The sequence below is a fragment of the Paraburkholderia monticola genome, assembly GCF_001580545.1.
Lineage (GTDB): Bacteria > Pseudomonadota > Gammaproteobacteria > Burkholderiales > Burkholderiaceae > Paraburkholderia > Paraburkholderia monticola.
Window position 1 is genome coordinate 630,793 of the sequence record NZ_LRBG01000039.1, and the last position, 23,103, is coordinate 653,895.

Sequence of the window (23,103 nt, forward strand, 5' to 3'; positions counted from 1 at the left end):
CATGGCCCAACGCGTCCCGTCAGGACATTCCCTGATTTGTTTTTGAAAAACTGGATACAAAAATCCACTTTGAGTATGCTGTCACCGTGTTCCCGCGCCTTGCCCCCAACTCATGCATCGATCCGCCGCATCACGAACCCCTGAACACGGGACCACTGCCGAACAAACGGCCTACCGCTATCTGTTCGACGCGATTTCGCAGGGCCGCTTTGCGACCGGGCAGCGCATCGTCGCTGAAACGATTGCCGCGGAACTATCGATGAGCCGCATGCCGGTGCGCGAAGCGCTGCGACGGCTGCATGCCGAGGGCCTCGTGGTGCTGCGCCCGAATCGCGGCGCGATCGTGCGTGGACTGAGCGCCGAAGAACTCGAAGACATTTTCGACATGCGTGTCGCGCTCGAAAGCCTCGCGATGCGCGTCGCGGCCCCGCGCTGCACCGACGAACATCTGCGCACACTGGCGCGTCTGCTCGACGACATGGACACCTCCGTCGGCGATACCGATCTGTGGGTGCAGCGTCACTGCGCGTTTCACGAGTATCTGTGCGGTATCAGCGGTCGCACGCGCCTGTACGAACAGATCCGTTCGCTGTACGCCTTGATCGAAGGGGCGATGCGCCTGTGGATCGAGCAAGCCACGTTCAGGCGCAAGAGCGCGCGCGACTACCACCAGTTGCTGATCGATGCGCTGCGCAGCCGCGATCCCGAACTTGCCGAGCAGGCCATGCGCGAGCACATCGAATCGACGGTGCCACGCGTGCTAACGCTTCTCGGCTCCCCCAAACCGCGGGACTGACCGCTGGCTGCGACGCTCGCAGCGGCGCCATGGTCGCCGCGCCAGCATCGCGCAGCCGGCGCTCGCCCATCGCAACGGATCACCGCACCTCACAACCGGCCACCCCAGGTCGCAACAAGACATAACAGGAGCCACGCCCATGTCAGCAAACAAGATCACGCGTTTTCGTCTCGCCGCCGTGTACGCAGGCGTTGCCATGCTGTTGCACGCAGGCATGACGTTCGCGGGCGAAGCGCAGCCGGCCGGCCTGCTCAAGAACGGCACGCTCACCTACTGCGCGAGCATGGACGCGCCGCCGCTCGCGTTCTATGACGAACAGCAACAACCGCAGGGTTTCTCGGTCGACGTCGCGCGCGATGTCGCGAAGTCGATGGGCAATCTGAAGGTCGAATGGCACGTGGTGCCGTTCAGCGGTCTGATTCCCGCGCTCAAGGCGCATCAGTGCGACCTGATCATCGGCCAGCTGTTCGACAAGCCGGAGCGTCGCGAGATCATCGACATCATCGATTACATGTACTCGAGCCAGTCGATCATGGTGCCGCGCGGCAACCCGCGCAAGGTGCATGCGCTCGACGATCTGTCCGGCCAGAAGGTTGCGGTGATCAACGGCTCGACGATGCGCTCGCTGCTCGAAAAGGAAAACGACAAGCTCGCCGCCGCGCATAAGCCGCCGATGAACATCGTCGTCTTCAACACCGACGCCGACGCATTCCAGGCATTCCGTCTGCAGCAGGTCGACGCGTACGGCACGACCGCCGAAAGCGCCGGGCAATTCCAGAAGGTGTCCGGCAATTCGTTCGAGCAGGCGGTGACCGGTTTCGCGCGGATCGCGACGGGCATCGGCGCGCGCAAGGGCGAACCGCTGTCCGGCGCGGTCGCGAAGGCCACCACTGATCTGACGAAGAGCGAGCGCTATACGCAGATGCTCGGCAAGTGGAATCTCGAGAACGAACGTTTCTGAGCGGGATCACGCCATGAACTTCAGCTGGGAGATTTTCCGCAAGTTCCTGATGACGCCCAGTCCCGCGTATCTGCATGGACTGCTGCTGACTTGCGGAATCAGTGTCTGCGCCATTCTGCTCGGCGTCGTGCTCGGTCTTGGCGTCGCGCTGTTGCGGCTCTCGCCGAGCCGTCCACTGCAGTACATCGCGCGCGCCTACATCTGGGCCGTGCGCGGTACGCCGCTGCTCGTGCAGATCGTGTTCCTGTACACCGCGTTCGCGGCCGCGGACATCTTCCGCTTCCACGATCTCGACTTCGGCGTGTTCACGCTGCCCGGCAACATCCAGGCGGCGGTGCTCGCGCTCGGCATGAACTCGGCCGCCTATATGGCGGAGATCATCCGCGCGGGTCTGAGCGCGGTCGATCGTGGGCAGTACGAGGCGTCGCGCTCGCTCGGCATGACATCGGTGCTGCTGATGCGACGCATCGTGTTGCCGCAGGCGCTGCGCGTGATCGTGCCGCCGATGGGCAACGAGTTCAACGTGATGCTGAAAAACACGACGCTCGTCAGCGTGATCGGCGTGCAGGAGTTGATGTTGAGCACGCAGATGATCACGTCGGTCAATTTCCGCGTGTTCGAGCTGTACCTCGTTCTCGCGATCTACTTCCTGCTGCTGACCACGCTGTGGAGCTTCGTGCAGCGCCGCCTCGAGGCGCACTTCGGTCGCGGCGAAGCGCATGCGTCGTCCGGTCAGCGCCTGTTCGGCGCGCAAACCATGAAGCTTCTGAGAGGGCGTTGAAGTGAGTCAGACAGACGAAGTCATTATCGAAGCGTCGGACATTCACAAGTCGTTCGGCGCGACGAAAGTGCTGAACGGCATTTCGTTGAGCGTGACCAAAGGCGAGGTGGTGGTGCTGATCGGCTCGTCAGGCTCGGGCAAGACCACCTTCATTCGCTGCCTGAATCTGCTCGAAACGTTCGACGCCGGCCGGGTGCGTGTGAACGGCCGTTTGCTCGGTTTCGTCGAGCGCGCCGATGGCAAGGTCGTGCGTGATTCAGCGCGTGAGCTGGCGCGGCAGCGTCGCGACATCGGCATGGTGTTCCAGCGCTTCAATCTGTTCCCTCACCTGACCGCGCTCGAAAACGTGATCGAGGCGCCGGTCCATGTGCTGAAGGTATCGCGCGACGAGGCAGTTCAACAGGCGCAACGACTGCTCGCTCGCGTCGGGCTCGCGGATCGCGCGGATCACTTTCCATCGCAGTTGTCGGGCGGCCAGCAGCAGCGCGTCGCGATTGCGCGCGCGCTCGCGATGCAGCCGAAGGTGCTGCTATTCGACGAGCCCACGAGCGCGCTCGATCCCGAGACGGTCGGCGAGGTCCTGCAGGTGATGAAGGAGCTCGCGCACGACGGCATGACGATGGTGGTCGTCACGCACGAGATGGAATTTGCGCGCGAAGTCGCGCATCGGGTCGTCGTGCTCGACCAGGGTGAGCTGATCGAACAAGGGCCGCCCGAGCAGATCTTCACCGCACCGACCCATGCGCGCACGCGGGCGTTCCTGCGCCGCACGCTGAAGGCCGAGCCGCTGCTTGCACCGGATTCGGCGCTTTGAGCATCGCATTGCGCGTGACCTGACCACGCGGTTGCGTCGTCACCGCGATCATCACTGTCATCGCCGCGGCGGCCCTCGCGCGCCGCGGTGTGATTTTCTTTTAGCGCGCGCTCTGCTCAGGCAACTCGATCTGCCTGCGCCGCGCGCGCCTGTTCGATCAACTGGAGAACGTTTCTATGCGTAACTTCGAGAAGCCCGGGCGATCGCTCGCTTTCGCCCGCAACGGGATGGCGGCGACCTCGCACGCAGCGGCCACGCTCGCGGCGGTCAACGTGCTGGCGGCCGGCGGCAATGCGATGGATGCGGCGATCGCCGCGTGCGCGGTGCAATGTGTGGTCGAGCCGGGCTCGACAGGCGTCGGCGGCGATTGCTTTGCACTGTATGCGCGCGGCGGCACCGACGATATCGTCGCTTACGACGGTTCAGGCTGGGCTCCGGCGGCAGCGAGCGTCGAGCGCTTGCAGCAGCTGGGCGTCAATGCAATCGAGCGTCATTCGCCGCATGCAGTCACGGTGCCGGGTGCCGTGCACGCATGGACCACGCTGCATCGCGATCACGGCCGCCTGCCATTGCGCGAGGTGTTTGCGCAGGCGATCCGTTATGCGGAGGACGGCTACGCGCTCACGCCGCGCAGCGCGTGGGATTGGGCACAGGAAGCCGACACGCTCGCGCGCGACGCCGAGGCGCGCGTGACGATGCTGGTGGATGGCGCGGCGCCGCGTCAGGGTAGCGTGCATCGGCAGCCGCATCTGGCGAACACACTGCGGCTGATCGCCGAGGAAGGACGCGACGGCTTCTATCGCGGCCCGCTTGCCGCGAAGATGGTCGCGCATTTGCGCGCGCACGGCGGCCTGCATTCGCTCGACGATTTCGCCGATTACCACGGCGAATATGTGACGCCGATTCGCGCGAGCTTTCGCGGCTACGACGTGGTCGAATGTCCGCCGGGCGGCCAAGGCGTGATCGCGCTGATGATCCTGAAGATCCTCGAGAAGTGTGCGGCCGACGGCGATCCGCTCGACGCCGACCGCCTCCACCGCGAAGTCGAAGCGGCCAAGCTCGCGTATTCGATGCGCGACGCGATGCTGGGCGATCCGCGTCACGGCAAGGTCGACGTCGACTGGCTACTGTCCGATGCGCTCGCCGACGAACTGCGTGGCCGCATCGATCTTGCGCGGGCCTTGCCGCCCGCGCCCGCGTTGACGCCCGTCGAGCACAAAGACACGGTGTATATCACGGTCGTCGACAAGGACCGCAACTGCGTGAGCTTCATCAACTCGCTGTTTCATCCGTTCGGCAGCGGGCTGATGGCGCCGGACTCGGGCGTGCTGCTGCATAACCGCGGACAGAGCTTCGTCGTGGAGCCGGGGCATCCGAATGCGATCGGGCCACGCAAGCGGCCGATGCACACGATCATCCCGGGCATGGTCACGCAAGGCGGCCGGGTGCGGATGAGTTTCGGCGTGATGGGCGGCCACTATCAGGCGATGGGGCACGCGCATTTCCTGTCGAAGGTACTGCACTACAGTATGGACATGCAGTCGGCGATGGATCTGCCGCGCATCTTCCCGCGTCCGGGCACCGACTCGGTCGACGTCGAAGCGACGATGCCGGCATCCGTACGAGCGGCCTTGACGGAACGCGGATTCAGGCTCTCAGCGCCTTCGACGGCCATCGGCGGCTCGCAGGCGATCTGGATCGATTGGGAGGAAGGCGTGTTGATGGGCGCGTCCGATCATCGCAAGGATGGTTGCGCGCTGGGATATTGAGCGCGGATCATCCGACGCACGCATAGGCACCTGCGCCGCGCGCCGCAGCGCAGGTGTGCCCGGCCGTGCGAAGCGGCCCGCTGGCCGCCTCAGCCTCAGGCGTTGACTTCCTTCGACCACCCGGCATACCAGTTGCGGAACAACTCATACTGGGTCTGTGCGTAGCGACGCTGGGCCTCGCTGAGCACATCGCTTTCGTTGAAGTGCAGCGTGTACTCCTTGTCGCCGTTCAGCACCATCAGATATTTGTAGTACAGGACCAGATCGGTCCCTTCGTCGAACGACGAAAGCACGGCGAGCGCCGCTTCCAGTTCGCGCGCCCGACGGCGTGCGACCACATCGCCGTTGGCAGCCTTGCGGCACAGGTCGACCAGTTGCAGGACTTCACGGGGCAACGCATTGCCGATGCCCGTGATGGCACCCGTCGCGCCGCAATTGACGAAACCATGGAACACCTGGGTGTCGACGCCCACCATCAGCGTGACTTCGTCGTCCTGGCTCGTGATGTTCTCGGCCGCGTAACGCATATCCGCGGCACCGCCGAACTCCTTGAAACCGATCAGATTCGGATATTTCGCGCGCAATTCGAAGAACAGATCGGCGCGCGTGGCAAAGCCGTAATAAGGGCTGTTGTAGATCACGGCGGGCAGTGCCGGCGCAGCCTCCAGAATCGCGGAGAAGTGTGCCTTCTGCGCAGCGGCCGAAGCGCCGCGAGACAGCACGCGCGGGATGACCATCAAGCCGCTTGCGCCTACCCTGGCCGCGTGGGCCGCGTGAGACACCGCTTCTTTCGAGTTGACCGCGCCCGTGCCGACGATGGTCGGGACGCCAGCGGCAACGAGACGCGCCACGCCTTCCTGGCGCTGCTGTTCACTCAAAAGCGGCCAGTCACCCATCGAACCGCAATAGACGACCGCGCTCATGCCGAGGTCGATCAACGCACGCCCCTTTGCCACCAGCGCGTCGTAGTCGGGCGTGCGATCGGCCGTGCACGGCGTCATCAGAGCCGGAATCGTGCCAGTGAAAATATTCTTGCTCATCTGCTACCCCTTGGACGTTGAACGATGCCATGCAGTATCACCATTCTAAATCGCTCTGGCTTGCGCGCTTTCCTGAGCCGGAGAGACGAAATCGGCACAATGGTGAGCGCGGGGCAGGAATCCGAAATGCCCGCAAGCAGGCCTGCCAGCGCATCCGGCATCGTCGCGGCAGCGGGAAGCGAAGAACTATCGGGTTGCGGCAGCGTGCAGAAGCGCGCGGTATTCAGTCGGGGTAACGCCCACGGTCGCCTTGAACTGTCGCGTGAACGCGCTGTGGTCGTTATAGCCACAGCGGGTAGCGATATCGGTGATGCTGAGCTCGCTCGCGAGCAGCCTGGAGGCGGCATCGAGCCGTGTCTTCAACAGCATCTGCCGCGGGGTGATGTGGAAGATCTTGTCGAAGTAGCGCTCCATCTGCGCTACCGACATGTCGATCAATGACGCCAGATCAGCGACCTTGATCGGCTGCGCGTAATTGTCCTGGATACTTTTCGCGGCGACAGCGAGGCGCTGATACGCGGGATGCGTACCCTCCGCCGCGCGCAGATCTCGTGACGTGCCCGCGACGCCGAGCACCCGCCCCTCGCTGTCGACCAGCGGCACCTTCGACGTCAGGCACCAGCCGGGCTGCCTTCCCGGATATAAATGCAATTCCAGCTGATCGATCAGGCGGCTTTGCGAGCGGACGACATTCGCGTCCTGAGCCGTATAGAGGTGCCCAAAGCGCGCGGGAAACACTTCCGCGGCAGTCTTGCCGAGCAGCGCCTTCTTGTCCTTCAGACCACAGCGAGTAGCAAGCGTGGTGTTCGCGACCAGATACCGTGCCTCATGGTCTTTCACGAAAAAGACCACGTCAGGCATGGCGTCGAACAACGGCTCCAGCAGCGAGAAGTGGGCCACCATTTGCTGCAGGGATTGCGCCTGCATGGCGGTCGGCAGGACCAGATCGGACATCGCGCTCGTCAATGAATCAAGGGGTGAGGATTATGCCCTCCGCAGCCATTCGCGCGCTACACGTCGATCGAGTGCGTGGCTTGCGGCTCGCCGCAGCGTCGGCTCGATGCGGCGTCTCCTACGCCTCGAGAAGCGTGGCAATGCGGGCCGGCGAAAACGGAGCCCGTTGCCCGCCCGGTTCCCAGTCGAAGCAGAATGCCGCCGCTTCGCCGCAGATTCTTCCTTGACAGGGCCCCATTCCGCAGCGCGTGTGCAGCTTTGCGTCGCGCCACGTCCGATGCTGCGACGCCTCGCCGAATGTCACGTCCTCGCAGCGGCACAGGATCGTGTCCGGTGCGGCGAGCGTGCGCAGAGCCGGGGCGAGTGCAAAGGCATCGTGCATGCGCCGCGCGAAACGCCGGTAGCGTTCGCGGCCACCGAATAGCGCTCGAGCCTCGCCACGATTGCCGAGCGCTGCGTACGCGGCGATACGGCCTTCGAGCGCCGACAGTTCCATTCCGCCTACGCCCGTGCATTCGCCCGCCGCGTAGACATCGGCTACCGAGGTGGCCTGCCATTCATCCACGGAGAGCGCCGCTCCGGCTGGCGTGTCGGCCACGCGGCAACCGAGCGCCAGACCGATCTGAAGGTTCGGCACCAGTCCATACGCGCAGGCGAGCCGATCGCAATCGATGCGCATCTCGTCATCGCCGCGACGCACGCGCACATGCGTGACACTTGTCTCGCCGCTCGCCTCCGCAACGTACGCGCCACGGTAGTACGGCGTGGCGCGCAGATCGAAGCGCATGCGCAGCGCCTGGACAAGCTTGGCGGGCGTGCGCACCAGACCTCTCGCGAAGCGATTGACGTCGCCCGCGGCAGCCTGCTCGACGATGGCCGCCACCTGCGCGCCCTGCTCCCGCGCCGTGACGGCCGCGGCCCAAAGGAGCGGTCCGCTTCCGGCGATCACGATGCGCTCGCCTCGCACCGGCATGCCGCCCTTGATGAGGGCCTGTAGTCCGCCCGCGCCCGTGACGCCAGGCAGCGTCCAGCCGGGATAAGGCAGAAAACGCTCGCGCGCGCCGGTCGCGACGATCAGTTTGTCGTAGCCGATCCTGAACCCGCGCGTCGCGTCTTCCACAAGAAGCCGCCGCTCGCCGGGCACCTGCACGACACGCGTGCCGCTCAGACAGGTGATGTTGTCGTGGCGAGCCAGCACCTCGATCGCCGCACGCGCGGCGCCCTTCGGGACATGTCGAGGACCTTGCCGCCAGATCTGGCCGCCGGGCAGCGCGTTTTCGTCGATGATGCCGACCCGCGCACCCGCTACAGCCGCCACGCTTGCCGCATGCAGGCCCGCCGGACCGGCACCGATGATAAGCACGTCGAATTTCATCTCTGCGTCTTTCCTGTTTCGATCGACATGCCCTGAACGCAAAGCGTCTGACAGGACAGCACATGACGCACACCATCGACGGTCACTCTGCATTCCTGGCACACGCCCATCCCGCACAACGGACCACGCGCCGCGCCGCCCACCGAGCGCCGCGTGACGACGTCCGCCCCGCCACCCGCGAGCGCGATCGCCGCCACCACCGAACTGCCCTGAGCCACATTCACGCTACGCCCATCGATCCGAACCGTCAGCCAAGTCTCAGCCATGCGCGGCTCCCACGCTAATGCCTGCCGTCGCGCCGCTCATGCCGAAGCGCGCCGGCAAATACGGTGTCGCGTCGATTGGCAAGTCCGCCGTCGCACCCACCATCTGCGCGGCGATCAGCTTCGCGGTGGCGAGCGCAGTGGTCACGCCGAGGCCCTCGTGACCCGTCGCGAGCCACGTCGAAGCGGGGCTCATGCCATCGCGTGCAAAATGCGCGGTCGGGCCGATCAGAGGCAAGCCGTCGCTGGTCGCGGGCCGGAATCCGGTCCATGCGCGGATCGCATTGAGCGTCGGAAGCTGCGGAAGATAGTCGCTCGCACGTCGCAGCATGCGCGCCAGGATGTCGGGCTCGATGGCGGGATCCACGCTGTCGAACTGCCGCGACGAGCCGATCAGCAATTGTCCGGTCGGACGCGGCTGGACGTTGAACGCGACCGACGTCCCGCTCGTGTTGTGCGCGCTTTTGATGTAGCCGAGTTCGAGAATCTGATGGCGGATCGTGCCTGGATAGCGATCGGTGATCAGCAGGTGACCCTTCTTCGCCTGCATCGGCAAGTCAGGCAGGAAATCCATTGCCTGCAAGCCGTTGGCGAGCAAGACCGCACCCGCCGCGATGGTCTCGCCGTTGCCGAGCACCACGCCGTCGCGGCTCAAGCGCACGACGGGCGTGCCGAGGCGGCAGCTTATGCGGCCGGCGCCGCGTTCCTTCAGGTCGGCCTGCGGCGCTTGCGCGAGCAGCCACGCAGCGGCAGCGGGCGCGTAGACCACGGCGTCGTCGGGGACGATCATGCCGCCGCGCAAGCCCTCGCGGAGCCCCGGTTCCGCCTCGCGCAACGCCTGCGCGTCCAGCATGTCGCACGCGATGCCCTGGCGCACGAGCGAATCCCGACGCTCACGCGCGAGGCCGTATTCTTCATCGTCGGCTGCGACCCAGAGAGTGCCGCAACGTACGAAGTCCTGGCGACGCTCGAGGCGCGGCGCAAGTTCCAGCCACAACTTGCGCGACCAGAACGACAGCGCGAACTCGGCCGGGCTGTCGTCCATCACCACCAGGTGCCCCATGCCCGCCGCCGTGACGCCCCCGCCAATGCCGGCTCGATCGAGCACGAGGACGTCGGCGCCGTGGCGAGCCAGCTCGTGAGCGCACGCAGCGCCGACGATGCCCGCGCCGACCACCACCACGTCGAAGCGACCGCCTGTCACGTCCGGATGCCCCACGCGAACGGATCGTCGCTGGCGAAGATCAGCTTCGCTTCGGCATTCACGTGCGCGGTGCCGCGAATGCTCGGCCGCACGTAACCGGGCGTGAGTTCACCGCCGCTTTCCTCGCTGCTCTCGTAGCTCGCCTCGAACACGCTGCCGACGATGCTTTCCTGCCGCCACAGCGCGCCCGGTGCGAGCGCGCCGTCGGCGGCAAGGCACGCGATCTTCGCGCTCGTGCCGGTACCGCACGGCGATCGGTCGTAAGCCTTGCCGGGGCACAGCACGAAGTTGCGGCTGTCGACGCCCGGGGTCGGCGACTCGTCGAACAGTTCGATATGGTCGATGAGCGCGCCGTTCGCGCCGGTCACGCCGTTCGCTTCGAGCGCCTCGCGAATCGTCCACGCGGCATCGGTGAGCGATTCGACCTGCGCGAAATCGAGAGCCTGCCCGTGATCGGACACGAGGAAGAACCAGTTGCCGCCCCACGCGATGTCGCCGTGCACGCGGCCGAGTTTCGGCACGTCGAGCGGAACCTGAGTGCGGTATCGGTACGCGGGGACGTTGCGCACGGTCACGCTGCCATCGTCGTGCAGTTCGGCTTCGACCACGCCGACGGGCGTCTCGATCCGATGCACGCCGGGCGCGATGCGCCCCAGGTGCGCGAGCGACACGATCAGGCCGATCGTGCCATGACCGCACATGCCGAGAAAGCCGACGTTGTTGAAGAAGATCACACCGGCCGAGCACGACGGGTCGTGCGGTTCGCACAGCAGCGCGCCGACCATCACGTCGGAACCGCGCGGCTCGTTGACGATCGCCGCCCGCACGGAATCGAAGTCGCGGCGGAAGATTTCAAGGCGCTCGGAGAGCGGGCCGCGACCGAGATCCGGGCCGCCCGAAATCACGAGACGAGTGGGTTCGCCACCGGTATGGGAGTCGATGACGTCGATGTGAGGGAGTGTTTTCATGGTGCTGATCTTAAGCGGCAACAGTCGCACCGTCTTGGCTGAACACACCGGCGACGGCGATGAAATCGGCACAGCGGCGCGGCATCGATTCCGGGCGCTGAGCGTTCATCGGTCGCGCCATGACGCAAGACCAGCCCGGACCATCGGGGAAGAACGGGAGCCATATCCGGTACAACGTGGTCACGGGCTTACCCGAGTAGACAAGCGACACCGTCGATGCGTCCCGCCAGCCCCATCGAGAGTATGCCGATTTCTGCATTGCCGTTAGTTATTTCCTGCAAGACGCGGCCGATACCAGGTTCGTATATTGGTGCACTAGCCGCCGGGCAACCGGAACGGAAAAGGGTCGGTGGCCGCGAGGCCCCTTGACGGTGCAGCCACCTGCACAAACCACAATCAGAGGAGCCTAGCAGCAATGAAATACCGTATGACATACATAGCGGCCGCGTTGTTGGCGAGTTCGAGCCTGACGGGCGGCTATGCGTTCGCCGCATCGCCATCCGATGTGCAGATCGGCTTCGCAGCACCTCTCACGGGCGGTCAGGCCCACTATGGCGCGGACTTTCGCAGCGGCGTCGAGTTGGCGATCGCGGACATGAACGCAACGAATCCGGTGATCGGCGGCAAGCCGGTTCACTTCGTCCTCAACGCGCAGGATGACCAGGCCGATCCGCGCACCGGCACGACGGTGGCGCAAAAGCTGGTGGACGACGGTGTGGTCGCCGTCATCGGTCACTACAACTCGGGCACCAGCATTCCGGCGGCGTCGATCTACGCGAAGGCGGGCATCCCGGAAGTCGCCATGGCCACGGCCCCGGCGTACACGCGCCTCGGCTTGCCGACGACCTTCCGGCTCCTGACCTCGGACACGCAGTTGGGCAGCGTGCTCGGCGACTACGCGGTGAAGGGGCTGAAGTTCAAACGGCTGGCGATCGTCGATGACCGCACCGCCTACGGACAAGGTGTCGCCGAAGAGTTCACCAAAGCGGCGAAGGCGGCGGGCGCTACCATCGTCGATCAGGAATACACGACCGATAAGGCCGTCGACTTCCGCGCGATTCTGACCAAGATCAAGTCCTCCGACGTCGATGCGGTGTTCTACGGCGGCGCCGATACCCAGGCCGCCCCGATGCTGAAACAGATGCGCTCGCTCGCGATCAAGGCGCCGCTGATCGGCCCCGACATGCTGCAGTCGGCCAACCTGATCAAGATTGCGGGCCCGTCGGCGGAAGGCACGCTGGCCGCGTCGGAGGGCAGCCCGCTTGCGCAGATGCCGGGCGGCAAGGCCTTCGCGGACCACTACAAGGCGCATTTCAACCAGCCGGTCGAACTCTACGCACCCTATGCGTACGACGGCACGATGGCCGTTTTCAACGCGATGAAGAAAGCGGATTCGACCGATCCGCATGTTTATCTCGCCGCGTTGAAGGCTACCAACATGAAGGGCGTCACCACATCCGAACTGTCATATGACAGCTATGGCGACCTCAAGTACGGCGGCGTGACGGTGTACAAGGTGGTTAAGGGCGAGTGGGTGCCGTTGCAGACCGTCGGCACGAAGCAGTGATTTGCAGGCGCAGGCTTGCCTGCATCTGACGAACCGGTGGGCGCGTGGCTGAGATCGGCGCGCCCGCCGGAGCCTGGCGGCAGACCTTCGTCGATACCTGCTCGAAAGTCGCGTTCGCAAAGCGCTGCGACCGCCAGACGCCAATCAATGCCGATGCGACATTTGTTCACAATTGATCGCGCGATTCTCGCTATAGTGAAAACGGTCGATCACGGGTCCGATCGACCTTCCCAGGCAGACATCGCGTCTGTCCTTCGGCAGCCTCGATCGCTTCCCGCGTTCGGGGCTTTTTTCTTTGCGGCCCTTCGTTGCAGCCATCTTGCGATGGTGCCAGTCAGCAGAAAAGATATTCAAATAGTCATTGCTTATTCAATCTGCTTTTTACTTCAATTTCACACGACTCACATACACAACAAACGAAACGCGCTGGGCGCCTCGTTACTTTGTTGAGGTGAGCAAAAAAAATCCCGCACAGGGGAGGCGGGATTAAAACAACAGGACGCTGAGGAGACGAGCACGTCCTGCTTGAGACCCACGCCGACAGGAGGAATACGCGTGGATATTTCTACGCTCGACAGCTCAGGCTGCCTTGCGCGTGACCCCTTCGCCCATGACCTTCACGACGTCATCGACAACCTCGGTGGCAGCCGCGAATCCGTCGGCGAGCACTTCGCGCGGGTCCGTCGATGAACGAGCGCGTACAGGCCCCACGCGAAAAGCAGTCGACCACTCACCGCCGATCAATCGCGTCTTCAACGTGACAGCGGCGATGTAACGGCGCTGCGCCGTGGCGTCATCCACCTGCGTGGCTGCATCGCCGGCGCGCAATGCGTTGACGACGATGTCGAAACCCCGATAGCGATATGTTTGCTCCATGCTGTGCTCCGTGTTCAGCCATTGCTACACATCTGCATTTCACCTTGCGACCATACTGCATCATTCTCGGATAACGATTGTCAAGAATTGTCATATCCTGGGCGATTTTCGCCCGACTTTTCTGCCCTCGACTTGCCAATGCCCAACGTCGATCCCGTGCAGTGACACATCCAGGCGCGTTATTGCCAGATTAAAAAGTCGCTTCAGAGATTTCAATGCAATTGCCGATAAGTCTCTATACGGTGCGTATTCATCGAATAGTAAGGATGATTACAAACTTAAAAGCACTAACCTGGATCCATTTGAGTGACCGGCGATCAATCAATCTGCGCTGAAGACCATGCCATCTCTATGCGGCAACGCACACGCGCACGGCAAGCGCGTGCAAAGTGAAAAGCAGTCGCCACCAACGACGAAGCCATAACTGATTCGATCGCCCGTTTATCGTCAACAAAAAGATCTCGAAATAAAAAGTCATTCTCTCAAAAATAAAGACAGGAACTCACCCGCTGCGTCAGTAGTCCGATGACTGCCATTGCCCATCATGGCTCACCTCTGGCGAGCCGCGCTCCGTCTGGCTCTCCGCCGTCCGCCCGTAGCCTTCGCTATGTCGCTCGCGACAAGGATCGTGTCATCACGAATTGCAGATCGCTTATCAAACTGAATCAACTTGAATGGGGAATTGCTGGTGAAATATCTCGCTGGTTCAATGTCGCAATCGTGGCATCTTTTTCTGTCTTCTCGCTTTGCGCGCCGTTGCGCAAGCAGCTTCGGTGCAGCCTTGATCACCTCTTTGCGCCGCCCCGAAGCAGTGGAGCGCGCCCGATGAGCGTGTTCCAGATTGCCGGTGCGCTGTTCGCCGTCGTCGCCCTATTCGGCGTCCTCAATAGTCGGTTCATCAAGCTGCCCGACACGCTCGGCATCACGGCGGTCGGACTCGTCGTCTGCGTCGGCATTTCGGCGTTCGGCTTCTACTATCCGGCGATGGCGATCGCCGCGCGCAAGATCGTCGTGCAGATCGATTTCGCCGACATCGTGTTTCACGGCCTGCTGAGTCTGCTGCTGTTTGCAGGCGCGCTGCACGTCGATCTGTCGAAGATGCGCACACAACGGCGCGCGGTGCTGATGCTCGCGACGATCGGCGTGTTGATTTCCATCGCGGTGGTCGGCTTCGGCTTTTATTACGCGGCACAATGGCTCGGCCATCCGGTCAGCCTGCTGTGGTGTCTCGCGTTCGGCGCGCTGATCTCGCCGACCGATCCGATCGCGGTGCTGAGCGTCCTCAAGCGCGCAGCAGCGCCCGAAAGCCTCGAAACCAAGATCACCGGCGAATCGCTGTTCAACGACGGTACGGCCGTTGTCGCATTCGTCACGCTGGTCGGACTCGCGACCGGCGCGAACGAGTTTTCCGCGAGCGCAATCGGAGTCGATCTGCTGCGTGAAGTTGCCGGCGCACTCGGGCTCGGCGCGGCGCTAGGCTTCGGCGCATCGCTTCTGCTGCGCGGCATCGACAGCTATCCCGTCGAGATCCTGATCACCCTCGCGCTCGCGACCGGCGGCTATAGTCTCGCCGAAGCGCTGCACGTGTCGGCACCGCTCGCGGTCGTGATCATGGGGCTCGTGATCGGCAATCACGGTGCAGCGACGTCGATGTCGGAGAAGACACGCGAGCATCTGTTCAACTTCTGGGACCTGCTCGACGAGTTGCTCAACCTGGTGCTGTTCGGGCTGATCGGGCTCGAGATCATCGCGCTGTCGCTGCGCGTCGAGATCGTCTGGCTCGGGCTCGCGGCGATTCCCGTCGTGCTGTTCGCGCGTGGCGTCAGTGTCGCGGTTCCGCTGCTCGTGCTGCAGAATTTCCGGCGGCTCAATCCGCATTCGGCTGTCGTGCTGACGTGGGGCGGACTGCGCGGCGGCATCTCGATTGCGCTCGCGCTGTCGCTACCGGACTTTCATGGACGCGAAATGTTTATCGGCGTCACGTATCTGGTCGTCGTGTTCAGCCTTCTGATTCAAGCGACCACACTCGGCCCGCTGATCCGCCGGCTCAGTGTGTCGGGCGCTCCCGCGAAAGACGCGCCATCGCGACGCATGCACGTGGCAGCGAAGGAGTAATCGTTCCCCGGGTCCACACAGGGGTGCCGCGCGCGTTACCGGATCAATCCGGCCTGCCGCGCCGGGCTCATCGCCAGCACGAAACGCGCGCTCAACGTAAAGTGGATACCTGCGCGATCGTCAGCACGATCGCGCGGCCAAACCAACCGAGTCCGCAGGCCGTGCATCGGCGACGAAGTTGGTGGGAAAATCCCAGCGCCGGTTCCCACGCTGGATCGAGGCGCCGGATTTAAGCGCCTTCTGAGCAGTGTCCGCCGCGGATCCGCCACGCGGCGGCCGACCACGAAGCAAGACCGATGGCGAGTCGAACCGCCGCCGTCTTCGCTCTGGCCACGGTTCACGCCGCGGCCCTGGCCCGGGCTCGAAAGTCCGCCGCCAGTTTCTGGCTTACTTTCCGCCAGACTCCGGAGCGTCGCGGCTGTCGCGGCCCCGGGCATTTAGCCGTCTATGCCGGTTTTCCCACATACCTGGCAGGCGCGGTTTGTCATCCTGTCGATTCAGGCGTAGGAAGGAGTTCGCCATGTCGGTCTATGTCGATGAAGGGTTCCGGCCCTGTGTGACGGAATGCGAGACGGTCGCATTCCGCGTGTGCTGCGACGATCGTGCGCAGGTTTTTGAAGTCAGCGCCGACGCGCTGGTCGAGTTCTGCGGCGCCGCGAGCCGTCGCAAGCAGGACCTGCTGGTCGCGTTCGAGGACGCGCAGGACGAGATCCTCTCGGTCGCGGCGCAGCGATGGCAGTTCACGCCGAGCGAGCCGGTACGGCTCGGCCCCGACGAATTCAAATTGGTTAGACATTAGACAGGCGAGAAGCGCCTTCATGAGCTGGATCGCCGCCCTGCCGATGTACAACGTGACGCCCGCGCTCGACCTCGAATGGCGCGAGTGGCTCGACGACGTGTTGCGCCGGGTCAAGCCCGCCTGCCGCATCGTCGAACCGGACGAAGAGTTGCACGGCTTCTGGCGGCGCCCGAACCTGCTGATCTCGCAGACCTGCGGTTATCCGCTGATGCAGGGCCTGCACGAGGACGTGCAATTGATCGCGACGCCCTGCTTCGACGCGCCAGGCTGCGACGGCGCGCATTACTCGAGCGTGCTGGTCACGCGCGCCGACGCGCGCTTCGACACGCTCGCATCGTGCCGCGGCGCACGCGCCGCCTACAACCAGGACGATTCGAACAGCGGCATGAACGCGTTTCGTCACGCGGTCGCGCCGCTCGCGCGCGCCGGCATGTTCTTCGGCGCGGTGCTGCGCACAGGCTCGCATCTCGGCTCGCTGCGCGCGGTCGCCGAGAATCGCGCGGACGTCGCGGCGATCGACTGCGTGACCTTCGCCTTCGTTTGCGACGTGCTGCCGGAACTGGCGCGCCGCGTGCGCACGATCGGCATGACCGCCGCGTCACCGGGCTTGCCGCTGATCGCCGCGACCAATGTGCCGCCTGCCACCATCGCCGCGTTGCGCGACGCGCTGAACGAGACGCTGAGCATCCGCCCCGAGCGCGCAAAACGGCTGCGCTTAAAGGGTTTTTCGACGCTGCCGCTGACCGACTACGCGCGCATCGGCGAGCTCGAAAGCCAGGCGCGCGCCGTGGGCTACGCGCGGCTCGGCTGATCGATACCCGCGCTCATCCACCCGCCTGCTGCACGTCCAGCACCAGCAACTGCGCACCATCGGCGACCTGATCCCCGACCGCATACAGCACCTCGGCGACCGTGCCGGCCGTCGGCGCGCCGATCGTATGCTCCATCTTCATCGCCTCCATCACGATCAGCGGCGTGCCCTTCTCGACCACCGCGCCGGGCTCGACCAGCACCGCGATCACCTTGCCCGGCATCGGCGCGGTCAGGCGGCCTTCGCCGTGCTCGGCATCGGCGGCATGCGCGAGCAGGTTCTGCCATTCGAATGCGAGCGTCTCGCCTTGGCAAAACACGTGGAACCTGTCGCCGTCGATGAACACGCGGCCCGTCACGCGTGCATCGCCGATCGTCGCGCGGAACTCGTGGGCGCCCGCGCCGACCGACCATGTGAAGTCCTCGCGCACGCCATCGTGTTCGAGCGTTTGCACGAGCGCCTGCGCTTGACCGTTGCGCGCGAAGGTGACCATGAAGGGGGCGTCGCTGGCGTCCTGGGCGGCCTCGTCGATCATGCGCCAGCCGAGCGTTTGCGTGTAACCGCTGTTGAGCCGCCAATGCGACAGCGCATCCCACGGCGACGCGCCGTGCGCGGTGCCACCCTCGCGCGTGAGCAGCGCGGCGCATGCAAGCGCGAGCGCTTCCTTGAACGGCTTTTTCGCCGGTGCGAACAGCGCATCGTGATGACGCTCGATCAAACCGGTGTCGAGATCGCCGCTCGCGAACGGCTCGCTCGTGACGATGCGCTGCAGAAACTCGACGTTCGTATGCGGCCCGACGACCTCGCACGCATGCAGCGCGCGTGCGAGCCGCGCCAACGCCTCCTCGCGCGTCGCGCCGTAGACGATCAGCTTGGCGATCATCGGGTCGTAGAACGGCGTGATCGCATCGCCCTCGCGCACGCCGCTGTCGATACGCACCGGCGCCTTGCGGCCTGGCTCGCCGAGTCCGGCTGCATCGATCGCGAACTCGACACCCTCGGGCATGCGCAGATGCTTGAGCGTCCCCGTGGACGGCAGGAAGCCGCGCGCCGGATGCTCGGCGTAGATGCGCGCCTCGATCGCGTGGCCGTCGAGCTTCAGTTGCTGCTGCGTGAGCGGCAGCGCCTCGCCCGCGGCGACACGCAATTGCCATTCGACCAGATCCTGTCCCGTCACCATCTCGGTGACCGGATGCTCGACCTGCAGCCGCGTGTTCATCTCCATGAAATAGAACTCGCCGGTCGGCGTCATGATGAACTCGACCGTGCCTGCGCCAACGTAGTTGACCGCGCGCGCGGCGGCCACGGCCGATTCGCCCATTGCGCGCTTGACCTCGGCGGACAGCCCCGGCGCGGGCGCCTCCTCGAGCACTTTCTGATGACGCCGCTGCACCGAGCAGTCGCGATCGAACAGATAGACCGCGCCGCCGCGCTGATCGGCGAACACCTGGACTTCCACGTGACGCGGCCGCGTCAGATACTTTTCGATCAGCACGCGGTCGTTGCCGAAGCTGCTCGCCGCCTCACGCTTGCACGACAGCAGCGCGGCCGCGAAGTCCGCGCTGCGCTCGACCACGCGCATGCCCTTGCCGCCGCCGCCCGCGCTCGCCTTCAGCAGCACCGGATAGCCGATCTCGTCCGCTTCGCGTTGCAGCAGTTGCGGGTCCTGATCGTCGCCGTGATAGCCCGGCACGAGCGGCACCGCGGCCGCGTGCATCAGCGCCTTCGCGGCGGCCTTCGAACCCATCGCGGCAATCGCCTCGACCGGCGGCCCGATAAAGACGATGCCGGCCGCCTCACACGCATGCGCGAAATCCTCGTTCTCGGAAAGAAAGCCGTAGCCCGGATGCACGGCTTGCGCGCCGGTCGCGCGCGCGGCCTCGATGATGCGCTCGATGCGCAGATAGCTTTGCGCCGCCGCCGGGCCGCCGATATGCACCGCTTCGTCGCAGGCGGCGACGTGTTTGGCGTTGGCGTCCGCGTCGGAATAGACGGCCACGCTCGCGATGCCGAGCCGTTTGCAGGTCGCCGCAACGCGGCACGCAATCTCGCCCCGGTTGGCGATCAGGATCTTGTTGAACATGAGTGTCTCGATGAAATAGGCGCTGCGGGGCGGGTGTAGTTAGCGGAGCATCTCAGTTGCGCCAGCCCGGCTGGCGTTTTTCGAGGAACGCTGCGACGCCTTCGCGGCCTTCGGCGCCAGCGCGCGTCTTCGCGATTCGTGCGGCCGTGTCCTCGATCAGCGCGTCGCTCAACTCGCGGCCCGCGATGTCCTGCACGAGCCGCTTGCAGGCCCGCACCGCTTGCGGTCCGTTCGCGCACAGCGTTTGCGCGAGCTGCGCGACCGTGGCATCGAGCTGCTCCGCGCTCACTGCTTCGCTGACCAGACCCAGCCGCACTGCGCTCGCGCAGTCGAACGCCTCGGCGGTGACGAAATAGCGACGCGACGCCTGTTCGCCGAGCGCGCGAATCACGTACGGCGCGATCGTGGCGGGAATCAGCCCGAGCCGTGCTTCGGACAGGCAGAAGTGCGCACTGTCGACCGCGACGACGATATCGCACGCGGCAATCAGGCCCATGCCGCCCGCGTACGCGTCGCCATTCACGCGCGCGATCACCGGCTTGCTGCAGCGGTACACGGCCGACAGCATGCCCGCGAGCCGCATCGCGTCGGCGCGGTTCTCGTCGTCCGAGTAGCCGGCCATTTTCTTCATCCAGTTCAGGTCGGCGCCCGCGCAGAACGCCTTGCCGTTCGCGGCGAGCACGACCGCGCGCACGTCGTCGTGCGTGTCGAGCGCGGTGAACGCGGCGCTCAGCTCGGCGATCATCGTTTCGTTGAACGCGTTGCGCACCTCCGGACGATTCAGCGTGACCGTCGCGATCTGGCCGTCAATCTCGACCTTCAGCGTTTCGTATTGCATGCGTAGCACTCCTTTGCCTTGCGTCGTCGCCTCGTGGCGCCGTCAGCCATCACATTCTGAAGACGCCGAAGCGCGTCTCTTCGATCGGCGCGTTCAGCGCCGCCGACAGGCCGAGACCGAGCACGTCGCGCGTTTGCGCGGGGTCGATCACGCCGTCGTCCCACAGACGCGCGCTCGCGTAGTACGGATGACCCTGTTGCTCGTATTGCTCGCGGATCGGCTGCTTGAACGTCTCTTCTTCCTCCGCGCTCCAGCTGCCGCCCTTCCCTTCGATGCCGTCGCGCTTGACGGTGGCGAGCACCGATGCCGCCTGCTCGCCGCCCATCACCGAGATGCGCGCGTTCGGCCACATCCACAGGAAGCGCGGCGAATAGGCGCGGCCGCACATGCCGTAGTTGCCCGCGCCGAACGAGCCGCCGATGATCACCGTGAACTTCGGCACCTTCGCGGTCGCCACGGCCGTCACCATCTTCGCGCCGTTGCGCGCGATGCCCTCGTTCTCGTACTTGCGGCCGACCATGAAGCCGGTGATGTTCTGCAAAAACACGAGCGGAATCTTGCGCTGGCAGCACAGCTCGATGAAGTGCGTGCCCTTCAGCGCGGACTCCGAAAACAGAATGCCGTTGTTCGCGACGATGCCGACCGGATGCCCCCAGATATGCGCGAAGCCACACACGAGCGTCGTGCCGTAGCGTGCCTTGAATTCGTCGAACGCGGAATCGTCGACGATGCGCGCGATCACCTCGCGGATATCGAACGGCTTGCGGGTGTCGACCGGGATCACGCCGTAGATGCTCTGCGTGTCGTAGCGCGGCGGCTTCGGCTCCTGCAACACGAGCGACGTCGGCTTCACGCGATTCAGGTTGCCGACGATGCTGCGCGCAATCCCGAGCGCATGCGCGTCGTTCTGCGCGAGATGATCGACGACACCCGACAGACGCGTATGCACGTCGCCACCGCCGAGGTCCTCGGCGCTGACCACTTCACCGGTCGCGGCTTTGACGAGCGGCGGACCGCCGAGAAAAATCGTCCCCTGATTCTTCACGATGATCGACTCGTCGCTCATCGCCGGCACATACGCGCCGCCCGCGGTGCACGAGCCCATTACGACAGCGATCTGCGGAATGCCCGCCGCCGACAGATTCGCCTGGTTGTAGAAGATGCGGCCGAAGTGATCGCGATCGGGGAACACATCGTCCTGATTCGGCAGATTCGCGCCGCCCGAGTCGACCAGGTACACGCACGGCAAGCGGTTTTCGCTGGCGATCTCCTGCGCGCGCACGTGCTTCTTCACGGTGACCGGATAGTAGGTGCCGCCCTTCACGGTCGCATCGTTGCAGACGATCACGCACTCCTGTCCCGCGATGCGGCCGATGCCGGTGATCACGCCGGCGCCCGGTGCGTCGTCGTTATACATGCCGTAGGCGGCGAGTTGCGACAGTTCGAGAAACGGCGTGCCCGGATCGAGCAGTTGCGCGATCCGCTCGCGCGGCAGCAGTTTGCCGCGGCTCGTGTGCTTGTCGCGCGCCGCCTGCCCGCCGCCCTGCGCGAGCAGCTCGATCTTCGCGCGCAGATCGGCGACGAGCGCTTCGAGCGCGGCCGAGTTCGTGCGGAAGTCGTCCGAGCGTGGGTTCAGTTTTGATTCGATGATCGGCATGACGTGGCTTCTCCAAAGTGCCGCCGGTTTATCGGGCTCATGCGCGCACGCTTCAGAGCGTTTCTGCAAACAACTCCCGGCCGATCAGCATGCGACGAATCTCGCTCGTACCCGCGCCGATTTCATAAAGCTTCGCATCGCGCCACAGACGCCCGACCGGGTACTCGTTGATATAGCCGTTGCCGCCGAGAATCTGGATCGCCTCGCCGGCCATCCACGTCGCCTTTTCGGCGGTGTACAGAATCACGCCCGCGCAGTCCTTGCGCACCTGGCGCACGTGGCCATTGCCGAGCGTGTCGAGCTGACGGCCCACCGCGTACAGATACGCGCGGCATGCCTGCAAGGTCGTGTACAGATCGGCGACCTTGCCCTGGATCAGCTGGAATTCGCCGATCGACTGGCCGAACTGCTTGCGATCATGGATATACGGCACGACCGCGTCCATGACCGCGACCATGATGCCGGTCGGGCCGCCTGCGAGCACCGCGCGCTCGTAGTCGAGACCGCTCATCAGCACTTTGACACCGCCGTTCAACTCGCCGAGGATGTTTTCCTCCGGCACCTCGACGTCCTGAAACACCAGTTCACCGGTGTGCGAGCCGCGCATGCCGAGCTTGTCGAGCTTCTGCGCGACCGAGAATCCCTTCATGCCCTTCTCGACGATGAAGGCGGTAATGCCGCGCGAATTCGCTTCGGGATCGGTCTTCGCATAGACGACCAGCGTGTCGCAATCGGGACCGTTGGTGATCCACATTTTGGTGCCGTTCAGCACATAGCGATCGCCCTTCTTCTCGGCGCGCAGCTTCATGCTGACGACGTCCGAGCCCGCGTTCGGCTCGCTCATCGCGAGCGCGCCGACATGCTCGCCCGATACGAGCTTCGGCAGATACTTGCGCTTCTGCGCCTCGTTGCCGTTGCGATGAATCTGGTTCACGCACAGATTCGAATGCGCGCCATACGAGAGGCCGACCGATGCCGAGGCGCGCGAGATTTCCTCCATCGCGACCATGTGCGCGGTGTAGCCCATGTTCGCGCCGCCGTACTCTTCGGAGACCGTCATGCCGAGCACGCCGAGATCGCCGAATTTGCGCCACAGGTCCATCGGAAACTGGTCGGTGCGATCGATTTCCCCCGCGCGCGGCGCGATTTCTTTGGCGGCGAACGAGGCAATGCTGTCGCGCAGCATTTCGATTTCTTCGCCGAGCGGGAACTGCAAACCGGGCAGATTGGGCATTGCGGTGTCTCCTGAGTTCGTGGGCGGCCGCCGATGGAATGCGAAGCGACGCGCGAAAACAATGTCATGGCGCATTTCACGCCAGATTGACGTAAGCGTCAAGTGGTATTTTTGAGTATCACTCAGAAATTTCACGAACCCGCGCCGGCCAGCGAATTCGGTGCTACGATCGCGCTCATCGGGCATAGACGCGGCGCA

The 23,103-nt window shown here is 64.6% G+C and carries 21 protein-coding genes; 10 read left to right on the plus strand and 11 right to left on the minus strand.

Annotated elements, in window-relative coordinates:
- Nucleotides 1–112 precede the first annotated feature (112 nt).
- From CI15_RS34025 to ggt, 5 genes are all read left to right on the plus strand, one after another.
- Complete coding sequence (locus CI15_RS34025; protein ID WP_062137852.1) at nt 113–796, plus strand: GntR family transcriptional regulator; 684 nt, start codon at nt 113–115, stop codon at nt 794–796.
- Nucleotides 797–935: 139 nt separating this feature from the next.
- A complete protein-coding gene (locus tag CI15_RS34030) occupies nt 936–1,757 on the plus strand; it encodes an ABC transporter substrate-binding protein (protein WP_206597787.1) in 822 nt (273 codons plus the stop codon).
- Nucleotides 1,758–1,770: 13 nt separating this feature from the next.
- Nucleotides 1,771–2,538, plus strand: coding sequence for an amino acid ABC transporter permease (locus CI15_RS34035; protein ID WP_062137855.1), 768 nt, complete (start codon nt 1,771–1,773; stop codon nt 2,536–2,538).
- A gap of 1 nt (nt 2,539) precedes the next feature.
- On the plus strand, nt 2,540–3,352 hold the full coding sequence (locus CI15_RS34040) for an amino acid ABC transporter ATP-binding protein (protein ID WP_062137858.1): 813 nt from the start codon (nt 2,540–2,542) through the stop codon (nt 3,350–3,352).
- A 176-nt stretch (nt 3,353–3,528) separates the two neighbouring features.
- Entirely contained in the window at nt 3,529–5,121 is a 1,593-nt protein-coding gene (gene ggt / locus CI15_RS34045; RefSeq protein ID WP_062137861.1) for a gamma-glutamyltransferase, read from the plus strand.
- A gap of 95 nt (nt 5,122–5,216) precedes the next feature.
- Here ggt and CI15_RS34050 read toward each other — a convergent pair whose 3' ends face one another.
- The 6 genes from CI15_RS34050 to CI15_RS34075 all read right to left on the minus strand — a co-directional run bounded on the left by CI15_RS34050 (nt 5,217) and on the right by CI15_RS34075 (nt 10,925).
- The gene (locus CI15_RS34050) at nt 5,217–6,161 is read right to left on the minus strand and encodes a dihydrodipicolinate synthase family protein (protein ID WP_062137864.1); all 945 of its coding nucleotides are present in this window, start codon (nt 6,159–6,161) and stop codon (nt 5,217–5,219) included.
- Nucleotides 6,162–6,347: 186 nt separating this feature from the next.
- Nucleotides 6,348–7,115, minus strand: a complete 768-nt coding sequence (locus CI15_RS34055; RefSeq protein ID WP_062137867.1) for an AraC family transcriptional regulator — start codon at nt 7,113–7,115, stop codon at nt 6,348–6,350.
- 118 nt (nt 7,116–7,233) lie between these two features.
- Nucleotides 7,234–8,490 (minus strand): NAD(P)/FAD-dependent oxidoreductase, encoded by a 1,257-nt coding sequence (locus tag CI15_RS34060; protein WP_062137870.1) that lies wholly within the window; start codon nt 8,488–8,490, stop codon nt 7,234–7,236.
- Complete coding sequence (locus tag CI15_RS34065) at nt 8,487–8,756, minus strand: 2Fe-2S iron-sulfur cluster-binding protein (protein WP_062137873.1); 270 nt, start codon at nt 8,754–8,756, stop codon at nt 8,487–8,489. Before CI15_RS34065 ends, CI15_RS34060 begins: the two co-directional genes overlap by 4 nt.
- On the minus strand, nt 8,749–9,972 hold the full coding sequence (locus CI15_RS34070; RefSeq protein ID WP_241496022.1) for an NAD(P)/FAD-dependent oxidoreductase: 1,224 nt from the start codon (nt 9,970–9,972) through the stop codon (nt 8,749–8,751). The genes CI15_RS34065 and CI15_RS34070 overlap by 8 nt, the downstream gene beginning before the upstream one ends.
- Nucleotides 9,954–10,925, minus strand: a complete 972-nt coding sequence (locus CI15_RS34075) for a 4-hydroxyproline epimerase (RefSeq protein ID WP_062138419.1) — start codon at nt 10,923–10,925, stop codon at nt 9,954–9,956. The genes CI15_RS34070 and CI15_RS34075 overlap by 19 nt, the downstream gene beginning before the upstream one ends.
- A 415-nt stretch (nt 10,926–11,340) precedes the next feature.
- Between CI15_RS34075 and CI15_RS34080 the strand changes: the two genes are divergently transcribed.
- Both CI15_RS34080 and CI15_RS38140 read left to right on the plus strand, forming a co-directional pair.
- Entirely contained in the window at nt 11,341–12,492 is a 1,152-nt protein-coding gene (locus CI15_RS34080) for a branched-chain amino acid ABC transporter substrate-binding protein (protein ID WP_062137876.1), read from the plus strand.
- A 44-nt stretch (nt 12,493–12,536) separates the two neighbouring features.
- Nucleotides 12,537–12,668 (plus strand): hypothetical protein, encoded by a 132-nt coding sequence (locus tag CI15_RS38140; protein WP_277621299.1) that lies wholly within the window; start codon nt 12,537–12,539, stop codon nt 12,666–12,668.
- Between the two features lie 403 nt (nt 12,669–13,071).
- Here CI15_RS38140 and CI15_RS34085 read toward each other — a convergent pair whose 3' ends face one another.
- Nucleotides 13,072–13,368, minus strand: coding sequence for a hypothetical protein (locus CI15_RS34085; RefSeq protein WP_062137879.1), 297 nt, complete (start codon nt 13,366–13,368; stop codon nt 13,072–13,074).
- An 825-nt stretch (nt 13,369–14,193) separates the two neighbouring features.
- On the opposite strand from CI15_RS34085, the gene CI15_RS34090 reads away from it, so the two are divergent.
- The 3 genes from CI15_RS34090 (at nt 14,194) to CI15_RS34100 (ending at nt 17,093) form a co-directional block, all read left to right on the plus strand.
- A complete protein-coding gene (locus tag CI15_RS34090; RefSeq protein ID WP_062137882.1) occupies nt 14,194–15,483 on the plus strand; it encodes a cation:proton antiporter in 1,290 nt (429 codons plus the stop codon).
- A gap of 520 nt (nt 15,484–16,003) precedes the next feature.
- The gene (locus CI15_RS34095; protein ID WP_062137885.1) at nt 16,004–16,282 is read left to right on the plus strand and encodes a DUF1488 family protein; all 279 of its coding nucleotides are present in this window, start codon (nt 16,004–16,006) and stop codon (nt 16,280–16,282) included.
- A gap of 19 nt (nt 16,283–16,301) precedes the next feature.
- Nucleotides 16,302–17,093: a phosphate/phosphite/phosphonate ABC transporter substrate-binding protein gene (locus CI15_RS34100; RefSeq protein WP_062137888.1), complete on the plus strand. Its 792-nt coding sequence runs from the start codon at nt 16,302–16,304 to the stop codon at nt 17,091–17,093.
- A 13-nt stretch (nt 17,094–17,106) separates the two neighbouring features.
- Here the strand turns inward: CI15_RS34100 and CI15_RS34105 are convergent, their stop codons facing one another.
- The 4 genes from CI15_RS34105 to CI15_RS34120 are packed head-to-tail and all read right to left on the minus strand — an operon-like array spanning nt 17,107 to nt 22,905.
- Nucleotides 17,107–19,176: an acetyl/propionyl/methylcrotonyl-CoA carboxylase subunit alpha gene (locus CI15_RS34105; protein ID WP_062137891.1), complete on the minus strand. Its 2,070-nt coding sequence runs from the start codon at nt 19,174–19,176 to the stop codon at nt 17,107–17,109.
- A 52-nt stretch (nt 19,177–19,228) separates the two neighbouring features.
- Nucleotides 19,229–20,014 carry an enoyl-CoA hydratase/isomerase family protein gene (locus CI15_RS34110; protein ID WP_062137894.1) on the minus strand — a complete coding sequence of 262 codons (786 nt, stop codon included), beginning with the start codon at nt 20,012–20,014 and terminating at the stop codon, nt 19,229–19,231.
- Between the two features lie 49 nt (nt 20,015–20,063).
- Nucleotides 20,064–21,671: a carboxyl transferase domain-containing protein gene (locus tag CI15_RS34115; protein ID WP_062137897.1), complete on the minus strand. Its 1,608-nt coding sequence runs from the start codon at nt 21,669–21,671 to the stop codon at nt 20,064–20,066.
- Nucleotides 21,672–21,723: 52 nt separating this feature from the next.
- Nucleotides 21,724–22,905 (minus strand): isovaleryl-CoA dehydrogenase, encoded by a 1,182-nt coding sequence (locus tag CI15_RS34120; protein WP_062137899.1) that lies wholly within the window; start codon nt 22,903–22,905, stop codon nt 21,724–21,726.
- Nucleotides 22,906–23,103: the final 198 nt, after the last annotated feature.